Genomic DNA, 12,216 nt, shown 5'->3' on the forward strand with positions numbered 1-12,216 from the left:
GGAATTACTTTAAAATTTCCTTATCAATTTGTTCACAGTCTATTTCAATCTACTATACTCTTCGAAAATCTCTTCAAACCACGTCAGCTTCGCCTTGCCGTATGTATATGTTACTGACTACGTCAGTTCCATCTGCAACCTCAAAACAGTATTTTGAGCTGACTTCGTCAGTTCTATCCACAACCTCAAAGCAGTGCTTTGAGCTGACTACGGCTAGCTTCCTAGTTTGCTCTTTGATTTTCATTGAGTATTGAATTATTTTATTTTCAAAGTATATCTTTTTTAGGAACAGAAAGCAAGAAAAAATTGACTGAAAGTGTCTCAGCCGATTGGAAAGGCTCGCTTTATCCTATAAAGCATCTTATTTTCTTCATTGAAAAAAGGCTTTCTTTCTGCTATAATCGTATAAAATACTTACTTTAGGAGTTCTTATGAAAGTTGTTAAATTTGGAGGTAGCTCTCTTGCCTCTGCTGGTCAATTAGAAAAAGTTTTAAACATCGTTAAAAGCGATCCAGAGCGTCGTTTTGTAGTTGTTTCTGCACCAGGAAAACGCAATGCTGAAGATACTAAGGTTACGGATGCCTTGATTAAATACTACCGCGATTATGTTGCTGGTAACGATATTAGCAAGAGCCAAAACTGGATTATCGACCGCTATGCTGCTATGGTTAGTGAACTAGGTCTTAAACCAGCTGTGCTAGAAAAAATTTCAAAAAGTATTCGTGCCTTGGCCACTCTTCCTATTGATGAAAATGAATTTCTCTACGATACTTTCCTAGCAGCCGGTGAAAATAACAATGCCAAATTGATTGCTGCCTACTTTAACCAAAAGGGTATCGATGCACGCTATATGCACCCTAGAGAAGCTGGGATTGTGGTCACAAGTGAACCTGGTCACGCTCGCATCATTCCATCAAGTTATGACAAGATTGAAGAATTGACAAATGCAAATGAAGTTCTTGTCATTCCTGGTTTCTTTGGAGTTACCAAGGAAAATCAAATCTGTACTTTCTCACGTGGAGGTTCTGATATTACAGGTTCTATCATTGCTGCAGGTGTAAAAGCCGACCTCTATGAAAACTTTACGGACGTTGATGGTATCTTTGCAGCCCACCCTGGTATTATCCACCAACCACACTCGATCCCTGAGTTGACCTACCGTGAAATGCGTGAGTTGGCCTATGCAGGATTCTCAGTTCTTCATGACGAAGCTCTTCTTCCTGCCTACCGTGGAAAAATCCCTCTGGTTATCAAGAATACCAATAACCCTGACCACCCAGGTACTCGTATCGTTCTAAAACACAGTAGTGATGAATTTCCAGTTGTGGGAATTGCTGGTGACTCAGGCTTTGTCAGCATCAACATGTCGAAATACCTTATGAACCGTGAGGTTGGATTTGGACGCAAGGTTCTGCAAATCCTTGAAGATCTTAACATCGGTTGGGAACATATGCCAACCGGTATCGACGATCTTTCAATCATCCTCCGTTCTCGCGAACTAACTCCTATCAAGGAAGAAGAAATCCTGCGTCAGTTGGTTCAAAAGGCTAAAGTAGATCATGCAGAAATCGAACACGACCTTTCTATCATTATGATTGTTGGTGAAAAAATGAAGAGCCATATCGGAGTGACTGCTACTGCGACACGCGCTCTATCTGAAAATAAGATCAACATCCAGATGATGTCTCAAGGTTCTAGTGAAGTTTCTATCATGTTTGTTGTCAATAAAGACCAAGAGAAAGCAGCAATCAAAGCCCTCTACAATGCCTTTTTTGGAGAAAGTAAGGAAGACTAAGCATGGCTCAATCACTTAACAAAACAGTACTCCTCAGTACGACAGGCACTTCCTACCTCTCTATCGCTGGGAAAGTTGGGAAATTCCTTGTCGGAGATCAGGCTTTGGAATTTTACCCCGATGTCAATGTTGAACAATTTATCCAGATTCCTTGGAGCCATATCAACCAAATTGGAGCCAATGTCACTGGGCGGAAAATCAGTCGCCACTTCGAAGTCTTTACAGACAAAGGAAAATTCCTCTTTGCTTCAAAAGACTCAGGTGCCATTCTCAAAATTGCTCGTGAAAAACTGGGTAATGACAAGGTCATCAAACTTCCGACCCTGATTCAGACAATTGGTCAAAAATTTAAAAATCTATTTGCAAAAAAGTAGAAACTTTAGTATAATTATAGCAACGGATAAGTAGGTTATCTTCTTCTTTCAGAAAGTCTGCGGATGCTGCGAGCAGATAGGAGGGATAGGTGAAATTCTACCGTTAATAACAATTACATGCACAATCAAGTGCACACCTGTGAAGTTGGATGGAACCGTGGCCCTGCCACTCCAACGCTTTGTCAGGTGTGCTTTTTTCATAAAGGAGTTCTTATGTTAGATATCAAACGTATTCGTACAGACTTTGATGCTGTCGCAGAAAAATTGGCTACACGTGGTGTAGATGCTGCTGTCTTAAACGAGATGAAAGAAATCGATGCTAAACGTCGTGACATCTTGGTCAAGGTTGAAACTCTCAAGGCTGAACGCAACACAGTTTCTGCTGAGATTGCCCAAGCCAAACGCAACAAGGAAAATGCAGATGACAAGATTGCTGCCATGCAAACTCTATCTGCTGAGGTTAAAGCCTTGGATGCTGAATTGGCAGAAATCGATGCTAAATTGACAGAATTTACTACTACTCTTCCAAACATCCCTGCTGACAGCGTTCCTATTGGGGCTGACGAAGATGACAATGTGGAAGTTCGTCGTTGGGGCACTCCACGCGAGTTCGATTTCGAGCCAAAAGCTCACTGGGATCTTGGTGAAGACCTTGGTATCCTCGACTGGGAACGCGGTGGCAAGGTAACAGGCGCTCGCTTCCTCTTCTATAAAGGCCTCGGTGCTCGTTTGGAACGTGCTATCTACAACTTTATGTTGGACGAGCATGGCAAAGAAGGTTATACTGAAGTCATCACGCCTTACATGGTTAACCACGATTCTATGTTTGGGACTGGTCAATATCCAAAATTCAAGGAAGATACTTTTGAACTCAGCGACAGCAATTACGTCCTTATTCCTACAGCTGAAGTTCCTCTGACAAACTACTACCGTGATGAAATCCTTGACGGTAAAGACCTGCCAATCTATTTCACTGCTATGAGCCCATCATTCCGTTCTGAGGCTGGTTCAGCTGGTCGTGATACTCGTGGCTTGATTCGTTTGCACCAATTCCATAAGGTTGAAATGGTTAAATTTGCCAAACCAGAAGAATCTTACGAAGAATTGGAAAAAATGACAACCAACGCTGAAAACATTCTTCAAAAACTTAACCTTCCATACCGTGTCGTTGCGCTCTCTACTGGAGATATGGGCTTCTCATCTGCGAAGACTTACGACTTGGAAGTGTGGATTCCAGCCCAAAATACCTACCGTGAAATCTCAAGCTGTTCAAACACAGAAGATTTCCAAGCCCGTCGTGCCCAAATCCGTTACCGTGATGAAGCAGATGGCAAGGTGAAATTGCTCCATACCTTGAACGGTTCTGGACTTGCAGTTGGACGTACAGTGGCTGCTATTCTTGAAAACTACCAAAATGAAGATGGTTCCGTGACCATCCCAGAAGCACTTCGTCCATACATGGGTGGAGCTGAGGTCATCAAACCATAAAAAATAAGGTTTAGCTATTTCTAGCTAGACCTTTTTTCGTAACCAAATCAGATAAGCGCCTAATACAAAGAGCAAAATGATTAGGCAAATAACAGTTTCAGCCAGTACCAAATAATCCAAAAATGGAAGTTTCAAGATTCCCTGAGCCATCTTAAGCGAAGTAGCTGTGATAATAGTCGGGAAGGTGAGGGCTGAGAAGGCTGGTTGAAAACCTTGTTTTAAAATATTGGGTAGGCGAGTCAAAACAAAGAAAAAGAAGGATTGGGAAGCCAAAAGCATGAAAATCAAGACCCAAGTCGGTAGGCTAGCTCCTCCAACTCGAACCAGAGAAGCCAAAAGCAAAGAAAAGGGAGCACAGTAGATACCTTCTTGCCCAAGCAAGGCTAGTGGGAGTGGTTGCTTCTTTAAATCACTATAAATAAGGGGATAGAGATAGAAGGTAAGAAGAAAACCAAAACTCAAGGTCACATAGGCAATTTCAATGATACCCACCAGAGGATAAGTCAAGGCTGCTACCGCTATCCCTACATAAAGCACCGTCCAGCTAGGAGTAGCATGAACCCTCCGACCCGGACAAGCAAACTTGATAGTGAAACCAGCAATCAAGGCCAAATCCAAGAGAAATGAACACCACCAGAGTCCTTGCACAACCAAAGAAAGATGAGGGAAGACGCGAAAGACATAGGTCGATAAAATCATCCCAGCCATGGGAAAGGTGGCCATTCCTGATAAAAGAGGGGGCTTGGTCAACTCTTGCTTGGTTTCTTTCCAATTAAAAAGATGCAGAAGCAGAAAGTAAATCCACAAAATCAAACCTGTCAGACTAAAAAGATGTGACAGAACCGGCAACGTATCTAAAATAAGATTTCCAGATCCTGCTAAACCTAGCAAACAACCAGAAAATACCAAGGGGAGTTTTTTCATCCTAACCTCCAATAATCATGTTAGTTTCAGTATAGCATAAAAGCGCTTAAATGAGGGGATAAAAAACGAAGTCCGTTGATTTCAGACTTCATTTTTTACTCAGATATGAATTAAGCATAAGGTTGCAATTCTGGGTTAATTGGGGTATTGGCTAGGTTGTTGGCATAGTTACAGAGGCTTGCTAGGCTGACACCAAGAACCACATCCAAGGCATTTTGTTGGGTGTAGCCAGCTTCTAAAAACTCAGACAAGGCTTCATCTCCTACACGACCCTTGGTATTGATAACTGCCAAAGTAAACTTAGCTAGGGTATCCAATTTAGGATCTGTTTCAATTGGAGTACGATTGCGAAGAGCTTGAATCAAGTCATCATTCATCTGGATTTGTTTGATGGAAAAGGCTGTGTGACCTGCGACACAGAAGGCACAACCATTGGTCACGGCTGCCGTGATTTGCACCACTTCACGCTCAACGGGTGTCAGGCTGTTGCGACGGTTGATAGATGCGACAGTTCGGTATGCTTCTAAAGCAGTCGGTGCATTGGCCAAGAGACCGATTAGGTTGGGAATATAGCCATTGTTGTCTTTTTCTACTGTTTCAAGAACTTCTTTCACTTCTGCCGGTGCTGATTCTACTGTATGGATTGTAAATGTTGTCATAAGATACCTCTTTTCTTGTTATTGACACTAATATTATTGGAAAATCTTATAAAGTCCTGATTCCTAAGTTTATTTAAGACAAAGGTTTATTCTCTCATAAGATTTTCGTTGTATATTATACTCTTCGAAAATCAAATTCAAACCGCGTCAGCGTCGCCTTACCGTACTCAAGTACAGCTTGCGGCTAGCTTCCTAGTTTGCTCTTTGATTTTCATTGAGTATTAGTTTATCACACTTCCAATCATTTGCATAATATATATTATATATCAGCTTGATAAAAATCATTTATAGGCAAAAAAATCACACGCCATGTGTGATTTCATTATTTGTCAAAATACTTTTTAGTTTCAGCAATAACGACTGGCGACAAGACTAAGAGGGCAATCAAGTTTGGCAGAACCATCAAGGCGTTGACGATATCTGCGATAATCCAGACCATATCCAACTCGATAAATCCTCCCAACAAGACCATGAGCACAAAGACCACACGGTAGAGCCAGATAAAACGAACACCAAAGAGGAACTCGAAACAGCGTTCTCCGTAATAGTTCCAACCTAGAATCGTTGTGAAGGCAAAAAGTACAAGGAAGATGGTCAAGAGGGCAGGCCCAAAGTGTGAAAAGACTGTTGAGAAGGCTGACTGAGTCAAGGCAACCCCATTTAAGTCACCACTCCAAACACCAGTCACCAAGATGGTCAAACCAGTCAGAGTACAGATAATGAGAGTATCAATAAAGGTTCCTGTCATAGAAATCAAACCTTGCTCTACTGGTTCATTTGTCTTAGCCGCAGCCGCTGCAATGGGAGCAGAACCTAGACCAGATTCATTTGAGAACACACCACGCGCCACACCATTTTGAATAGCCATCCGAACGCTAGCACCAGCAAATCCACCTACCGCAGCAAGGGGACTAAAAGCCGATGTCAAGATTAAAGCGATTGTAGAAGGAATTTTCCCGATATTAAAGAAAATAACTGTAAGAGTTCCTAAGATATAAATGATCGCCATAAAAGGAACAACAGTAGTTGAAACCTTAGAAATGGACTTGAGTCCACCAAAGACAGCAATCGCTACAAAGACAGACAAGACGAGAGCTGTGATGGCTGGTGAAATAGCCGTTGTATTTTGGATAGATTCTGTAATCGAGTTGACTTGGGTGAAGGTTCCGATTCCCAAGAGAGCAACCAATACTCCTGCTACTGCAAACAAAACAGCAAGTGGTCGCCACTTTTCTCCCATTCCTAGAAGGATATAGTGCATGGGACCTCCCGCTACTGCACCATGGTCGTCCTTGGTGCGGTATTTGATGGCCAAGAGTCCTTCCGCATACTTGGTAGCCATTCCAAAGAAAGCCGCCATCCACATCCAAAAGAGAGCTCCTGGTCCACCAACCTTGATAGCCGTCGCAACTCCTATAATATTCCCTGTTCCAACGGTTGATGCCAAGGCTGTACACAGAGCTGCAAAACTGGATACATCACCATGTCCCTTATCCTGGATAAAAATAAGCTGAAAGGCCTTGGGCAGACGCAAAACCTGCAAGAGTCCTAGCCGAATAGTTAGGTAAATCCCTGTTCCGACCAATAAAATCAAGAGGGGCGGTCCCCAAGCAAAAGCATCGATTGATTTAAGCAATTCTAACATTTCCTTCTCCTATCTTTTCAACCCCAAAAGAAAGAGCACATGCAAGATACATGTACTCTGGAATGCTTAGATAAATGCTAAAAAGCGGTCTATCCTAGCTCTGTCCTTTTACCTGAGAGTTTGAGCAGTTGCCTGCCTTGCCCCTTCGGTGCCTTTACGGTCTCTCCAGAGTTCCGTCCATTTACAGTCATGGAAAATCAAACGATTCCCCACTTCTATTAAACTTCATTCGGTGTTGGTATTTAATTGATTCTTATTTTACAAAAAATGTTGGCTTTTGTCAATGTGTTTATTAGTAAAACTTAATTCAACAGTTTTTACTGTATAAAGCTCAGAATACTTCTATCCTTTAAAAGTGACAATAGTCGCGCCACTGCCTCCAGCATTTTGCGGGGCATAGCCGAAACTCTTGACATGTTTGTTTCTTTGTAGGTATTTAGTGACACCTTCACGGATGACACCTGTTCCGATACCATGGATGATATCAACTTGAGCCATATTGTTAAGCAAGGCTTGGTCGATAAAGGCATCTAGCTCATTCATGGCCTCTTCATAACGTTTGCCTCGAAGGTCCAGTCTGGCTTGTGGGCCACGACCAGAAGTTCGTTTCACGACATTGACCTGTTTCTTCTTGACTTGCTTTTCTTGCTGGGCTTGAACAAGGTCAAACTCTTTCTCTTCCAAGGTCATCTTAATCAAGCCAACTTGGGCTTCCCAACGGCCATCCTTAAGTTGACTGGTCAGGGTACCACGCTGTCCATAACTGAGAACTACGATATCATCTCCCACCTTTGGAGCTCGTTTTTTCTTGGCCTTTTGAAGGACCTTGTTTTTAGACAAATCTACTTTTTCAGGGGCCAATTTTTTCAACTTAGCCTTGGCTTCAATGATTTCGTGGGGCTTGAGTTGAGATTTAGTGTGGAGATTTTTGAGAATCTGGTCACTCTCACTGAGGGCCATGTCCACAATCTCAGCAGCCTGTTCACGCGCCTTGTTAAGCTCGGTTTCCTTTTCACGATTGAGCTCATTGTAGAGTTTTTTGAGAGCACGGTTCATCTTGAGATTTTCTTGCTCCACCTCACGGATATTATCCAAGCGTTTGCGACTCTCTAGCGTCTGCTCTTCCAGTTGCTCAATGATCCGATTGACATCATTGTCTTGATCGACCTGTTGACTGGCATCCCCTACGATAACTTCAGATAGGCCTAGACGTTTGGCAATTTCAAAGGCATTACTTCGACCAGGCACTCCCTGCATAAAGCGATAGGTCGGGCGAAGAGTCGCAGTATCAAACTCCATGCTGGCATTTTGGACAAAAGCTGTCTCAATACCGTAGGCCTTGAGTTCCGGATAGTGGGTAGTCGCCATAGTCTTGACTTGACGTAGGCGAAGGTCCTCTAGAATAGCCATGGCAAGGGCGGCTCCCTCTTGGGGATCTGTACCAGCCCCCAACTCATCCAAGAGCAAGAGCGAATGTTGGTTGACCTTGCCAAGAATATCCACAATATTGGTCATGTGACTAGAGAAGGTAGACAAGCTCTGCTCAATAGACTGTTCATCGCCAATATCAGCAAAAATTTCTTCAAAAATACCAACACGACTTCCCTTGTCTGCTAAAATTGGCAAACCAGACTGAGCCATCACCTGCGTCAAGCCCAGAGTTTTAAGCATGATGGTCTTCCCACCTGTATTGGGACCTGTAATGACAATAGCTGTTAAATCTTGTCCAAAATGGACATCATTTGCAACGGCATTTTTGACCAAAGGATGGCAGACATGGAGCAGTTGAATTTCTTGATTTTCTGATAGCTGAGGAACGACTGCTTGCCTTTCTTGGATAAAGCGAACCTTAGCACGAATCAAGTCCAGATGACCGATAATCCAAGCGTCATTAGCAATCTCAGCCGCATGAGGGCGAACACGCTCAGAAATTTCTTGGAGAATGCGAAGCATTTCATAGCGCTCATCTGCTCGCAAACTGGCAATTTCTTCGCTCAGTTTGACCACCTCACGGGGTTCGATATAGACGGTGTTTCCGCTGGCAGAAATATCATGAACGACACCTGCAATCTTATTGCGGTAGGTATTTTTGACAGGTAGAACCTGACGGCCATTTCTGCTGGCAACGATTCCTTCCGTCAACATCTGCGCTTTTTGCTTGAGCAAGTCTTGTAAAACATCGCGTACCTGACTCTCGCTATCATGGATTTTTCGACGGATGCGCGCCAATTCTTCACTGGCAAAATTTTCAATGAAACCTGCATCATTAAAGGCTTGGAGATTTCCTTGTAATTGCGGAAAATCGTGTAATTTCTCAAACCAAAGGGCTAACTCTTCCAAACTGACATTTTCCAGATTGGCATAAAAACTTTGCAGTTCTCTGCTAGAAAGAAGCACGCGCTTCAAGAGGAGGAACTCCTCGATATTGAGGTCTGCTCCCATCTCCAACCGCTTGCAGACTCCTGCAATTTCCTTAGTTGCGAGAATAGTAAAATGCGGTTGCTCTACGAAAAGAGCCTGCATCTCCTTCATCTCAGCAAAAGCCTGTTTGATTTTATCTGCTTTAGCAGTCGGAGCCAGCTGTCTCAATTGCTCCAAGCCCTGCTCGGTCAACAAATGGGGCTCAAACAAGGCCTTGACCTTATTAAACTCTAATGTTTCTAATATTTTCTTATTCATCTTTATTTCCTTATCTTTGAATGTCTAGGTGTGATAGCTTTTTACATTCTAATAGATTCGAGTCAAATCTGTAAACAAAGGGCTAGGAAAACTCCTGCCCTTTTTATCCGATTAAATTTGTCACCCAGATTTGTTTGAGCCAACTGGTTGTTACTGGTATGCTCTGGATGATGTGTTTTGCGACGATACTCTTTTCAAGAGGATTTTGTATAGCTGCCATGGGGATGGTCGCCAAGATGGTCAAGGCCACTTGCAAGACAAATAAGGTCACCAACATGGACAAGATACCTGCTGAAACTTGGAACAACTTACCACCCAATTTTTTACTAGGAATCAAGTGTAAGAGGAGACCAAGCAAACGACCGATGCTATAGACAATCCCAAATACAAGCAAGAAGCCGATCCCTGCATAAAAGACCTTATCCAACTGAAAGAGTTGATCCGATGGGAAAAAGAAAGTTCCCTGACCTTCCTGCGGATTTGCATAAGGGAGCAGCAAATGAAACTGCTCGCCAAGCCCCTTGTAAAACTGACCAGCCATAAAAGCAGATGCCAGTGCTGAAATCAGGTAATAAACCTGTAAGAGCAGGCCTCTCCGATAGCCGATATAAAATCCCCAAGCCAAGACCAATAGAAGAAGGAGCGAAATCATAAGGAGTCCTCAATCTTGCTCTGTTCTTGCTTGCAAGTCACAAGCTTGTGGCGGAGTTCTTCTATCTCTTGCTCCTTATCGTCAAATTCAATCTCACGGCTGAGCTGAGTTGATAAACAGTTGACTGCCAACAAAAGAGCGATGGTTTCATCGTCTGCACTAGGCATTTGTTCTTTAATTGCTTGGTATTTTTCTGTCGCAACCTTGGCGATTTCCTCCATAAAAAGGTTATCATGCTCGCTTGTCAAGGTTAATGATTTTTTCCCGAATGTAAATTTGAATCGATTTAGATTTGCCATAAAATTCACCTCACGATATTATACCAAAATTCGCTAATTTTGTCAGTTTTTACAAATTTGCCTGCTTTTATGGTACAATAGAAACTATGGCAAGTATAACACTCACACCAAGTGAAAAGAAGATTCAGGCTTTTCTTGAACACTATCAAAGCAGTCTAGCTCCCAGCAAGAATCCCTATATTCGCTACTTTTTGCGACTACCTCAAGCAACGGTTTCTATCTATACTTCTGGAAAGGTCTTGCTTCAGGGTGAGGGAGCCGAGAAATACGCTCGTTTCTTTGGCTATCAAATGGTAGAGGAAAACAGGGGACAAAATTTCCCTTTGATTGGGACAGATGAGGTTGGAAATGGTTCCTACTTTGGTGGACTTGCAGTTGTGGCTTCCTTTGTCACACCTGACCAGCATGCTTTCTTGCGAAAACTCGGTGTGGGGGATTCTAAAACTCTGACCGACCAAAAGATTCGTCAGATTGCCCCTATCCTCAAGGACAAAATCCAGCACCAGGCACTGCTTCTCTCACCAAGCAAGTACAACGAGGTCATCGGAGACCGCTACAATGCTGTTTCGGTTAAGGTTGCCCTCCATAACCAGGCTATCTATCTCCTTCTTCAAAAAGGCGTTCAACCTGAGAAAATTGTGATTGATGCCTTTACCAGTGCTAAAAATTATGACAAGTACTTGGCACAAGAGGCCAATCGTTTCAGCAATCCTATCAGCTTAGAAGAAAAGGCTGAGGGCGAATACTTGGCTGTCGCAGTTTCTTCTATCATTGCGCGTGATCTCTTTCTGGAAAATCTAGAAAATCTAGGACGAGAACTGGGTTATCAACTTCCAAGTGGAGCTGGAACAGCTTCTGATAAGGTAGCTAGCCAGATTTTACAAGCCTATGGTATGCAGGGACTCAACTTCTGCGCCAAATTGCACTTTAAAAATACTGAAAAAGCGAAAAAACGCTTAGAAAGGTAAGTTATGAATTCATTTAAAAATTTCCTAAAAGAGTGGGGATTATTCCTCCTGATTCTGTCATTACTAGCTTTAAGTCGTATCTTTTTTTGGAGTAATGTCCGCGTAGAAGGACACTCCATGGATCCTACCCTAGCGGATGGCGAAATTCTCTTTGTCGTTAAGCACCTCCCTATTGACCGTTTTGATATCGTGGTGGCCCATGAGGAAGATGGCAATAAGGACATCGTCAAGCGCGTCATCGGAATGCCTGGCGATACCATCCGTTACGAAAATGATAAACTTTACATCAATGACAAAGAGACAGATGAACCTTATCTAGCTAACTATATCAAACGCTTCAAGGATGACAAACTCCAAAGCACCTACTCAGGCAAGGGATTTGAAGGAAATAAAGGAACTTTCTTTAGAAGTATCGCTCAAAAAGCTCAAGCCTTCACAGTTGATGTCAACTACAACACCAACTTTAGCTTTACAGTTCCAGAAGGAGAATACCTTCTCCTCGGAGACGACCGCTTGGTTTCGAGCGACAGCCGCCACGTAGGTACCTTCAAAGCAAAAGATATCACAGGGGAAGCTAAATTCCGCTTCTGGCCAATCACCCGTATCGGAACATTTTAAGAGACCTAAGAGGCCGAGAATCAGCAATCTCAGCCTCTTCTTCTATCGTGAGAAGATGATTATTCACTACCCAGTTTGATTAAGATAGAAACAAAGTTATACTCAATGAAAATC

At 42.8% G+C, this 12,216-nt stretch carries 11 protein-coding genes and 1 riboswitch; of the genes, 5 read left to right on the forward strand and 6 right to left on the reverse strand.

The annotated features are described in order from the left end of the window. Positions 1 to 431 precede the first annotated feature (431 nt). The 3 genes from HT688_RS10425 (at position 432) to serS (ending at position 3,658) form a co-directional block, all read left to right on the forward strand. Positions 432 to 1,796 (forward strand): aspartate kinase, encoded by a 1,365-nt coding sequence (locus tag HT688_RS10425; protein ID WP_172923774.1) that lies wholly within the window; start codon positions 432 to 434, stop codon positions 1,794 to 1,796. Positions 1,797 to 1,798: 2 nt separating this feature from the next. Beyond that, positions 1,799 to 2,170 carry a DUF956 family protein gene (locus HT688_RS10430; protein ID WP_000079356.1) on the forward strand — a complete coding sequence of 124 codons (372 nt, stop codon included), beginning with the start codon at positions 1,799 to 1,801 and terminating at the stop codon, positions 2,168 to 2,170. A gap of 213 nt (positions 2,171 to 2,383) precedes the next feature. After that, the gene (gene serS / locus HT688_RS10435; protein ID WP_100104178.1) at positions 2,384 to 3,658 is read left to right on the forward strand and encodes a serine--tRNA ligase; all 1,275 of its coding nucleotides are present in this window, start codon (positions 2,384 to 2,386) and stop codon (positions 3,656 to 3,658) included. A 24-nt stretch (positions 3,659 to 3,682) separates the two neighbouring features. Here the strand turns inward: serS and HT688_RS10440 are convergent, their stop codons facing one another. The 6 genes from HT688_RS10440 to zapA all read right to left on the reverse strand — a co-directional run bounded on the left by HT688_RS10440 (position 3,683) and on the right by zapA (position 10,516). Then, on the reverse strand, positions 3,683 to 4,582 hold the full coding sequence (locus HT688_RS10440) for a TDT family transporter (protein ID WP_101514663.1): 900 nt from the start codon (positions 4,580 to 4,582) through the stop codon (positions 3,683 to 3,685). 110 nt (positions 4,583 to 4,692) lie between these two features. Next, the gene (locus HT688_RS10445; RefSeq protein ID WP_000206765.1) at positions 4,693 to 5,241 is read right to left on the reverse strand and encodes a carboxymuconolactone decarboxylase family protein; all 549 of its coding nucleotides are present in this window, start codon (positions 5,239 to 5,241) and stop codon (positions 4,693 to 4,695) included. A 322-nt stretch (positions 5,242 to 5,563) separates the two neighbouring features. After that, on the reverse strand, positions 5,564 to 6,886 hold the full coding sequence (locus HT688_RS10450) for an alanine/glycine:cation symporter family protein (protein WP_000891475.1): 1,323 nt from the start codon (positions 6,884 to 6,886) through the stop codon (positions 5,564 to 5,566). Between the two features lie 90 nt (positions 6,887 to 6,976). Continuing rightward, positions 6,977 to 7,065, reverse strand: a riboswitch (glycine riboswitch). A 163-nt stretch (positions 7,066 to 7,228) separates the two neighbouring features. Next, positions 7,229 to 9,565: an endonuclease MutS2 gene (locus HT688_RS10455; RefSeq protein ID WP_172923775.1), complete on the reverse strand. Its 2,337-nt coding sequence runs from the start codon at positions 9,563 to 9,565 to the stop codon at positions 7,229 to 7,231. A 103-nt stretch (positions 9,566 to 9,668) separates the two neighbouring features. Further along, positions 9,669 to 10,217, reverse strand: coding sequence for a CvpA family protein (locus HT688_RS10460; RefSeq protein ID WP_101514799.1), 549 nt, complete (start codon positions 10,215 to 10,217; stop codon positions 9,669 to 9,671). After that, positions 10,214 to 10,516 (reverse strand): cell division protein ZapA, encoded by a 303-nt coding sequence (gene zapA, locus HT688_RS10465; protein ID WP_031222907.1) that lies wholly within the window; start codon positions 10,514 to 10,516, stop codon positions 10,214 to 10,216. The genes HT688_RS10460 and zapA overlap by 4 nt, the downstream gene beginning before the upstream one ends. A gap of 86 nt (positions 10,517 to 10,602) precedes the next feature. Between zapA and rnhC the strand changes: the two genes are divergently transcribed. Together rnhC and lepB are read left to right on the forward strand one after the other, a co-directional pair. Further along, on the forward strand, positions 10,603 to 11,484 hold the full coding sequence (gene rnhC / locus HT688_RS10470) for a ribonuclease HIII (RefSeq protein WP_101514800.1): 882 nt from the start codon (positions 10,603 to 10,605) through the stop codon (positions 11,482 to 11,484). Positions 11,485 to 11,487: 3 nt separating this feature from the next. Then, entirely contained in the window at positions 11,488 to 12,102 is a 615-nt protein-coding gene (gene lepB / locus HT688_RS10475; RefSeq protein WP_101514801.1) for a signal peptidase I, read from the forward strand. The last annotated feature ends 114 nt before the right edge of the window (positions 12,103 to 12,216 follow it).

The organism is Streptococcus sp. 1559 (genome assembly GCF_013276735.1).
In the GTDB taxonomy this organism is placed as follows: Bacteria; Bacillota; Bacilli; order Lactobacillales; family Streptococcaceae; genus Streptococcus; species Streptococcus pseudopneumoniae.

What these genes read in the sequence shown, in the direction of transcription:
- HT688_RS10425 (WP_172923774.1), top strand. Translation starts at nt 432, where the DNA reads ATGAAAGTTGTTAAATTTGGAGGTAGCTCTCTTGCCTCTGCTGGTCAA.
- HT688_RS10430 (WP_000079356.1), top strand. Translation starts at nt 1,799, where the DNA reads ATGGCTCAATCACTTAACAAAACAGTACTCCTCAGTACGACAGGCACT.
- serS (WP_100104178.1), top strand. Translation starts at nt 2,384, where the DNA reads ATGTTAGATATCAAACGTATTCGTACAGACTTTGATGCTGTCGCAGAA.
- HT688_RS10440 (WP_101514663.1), bottom strand. Translation starts at nt 4,582, where the DNA reads ATGAAAAAACTCCCCTTGGTATTTTCTGGTTGTTTGCTAGGTTTAGCA.
- HT688_RS10445 (WP_000206765.1), bottom strand. Translation starts at nt 5,241, where the DNA reads ATGACAACATTTACAATCCATACAGTAGAATCAGCACCGGCAGAAGTG.
- HT688_RS10450 (WP_000891475.1), bottom strand. Translation starts at nt 6,886, where the DNA reads ATGTTAGAATTGCTTAAATCAATCGATGCTTTTGCTTGGGGACCGCCC.
- HT688_RS10455 (WP_172923775.1), bottom strand. Translation starts at nt 9,565, where the DNA reads ATGAATAAGAAAATATTAGAAACATTAGAGTTTAATAAGGTCAAGGCC.
- HT688_RS10460 (WP_101514799.1), bottom strand. Translation starts at nt 10,217, where the DNA reads ATGATTTCGCTCCTTCTTCTATTGGTCTTGGCTTGGGGATTTTATATC.
- zapA (WP_031222907.1), bottom strand. Translation starts at nt 10,516, where the DNA reads ATGGCAAATCTAAATCGATTCAAATTTACATTCGGGAAAAAATCATTA.
- rnhC (WP_101514800.1), top strand. Translation starts at nt 10,603, where the DNA reads ATGGCAAGTATAACACTCACACCAAGTGAAAAGAAGATTCAGGCTTTT.
- lepB (WP_101514801.1), top strand. Translation starts at nt 11,488, where the DNA reads ATGAATTCATTTAAAAATTTCCTAAAAGAGTGGGGATTATTCCTCCTG.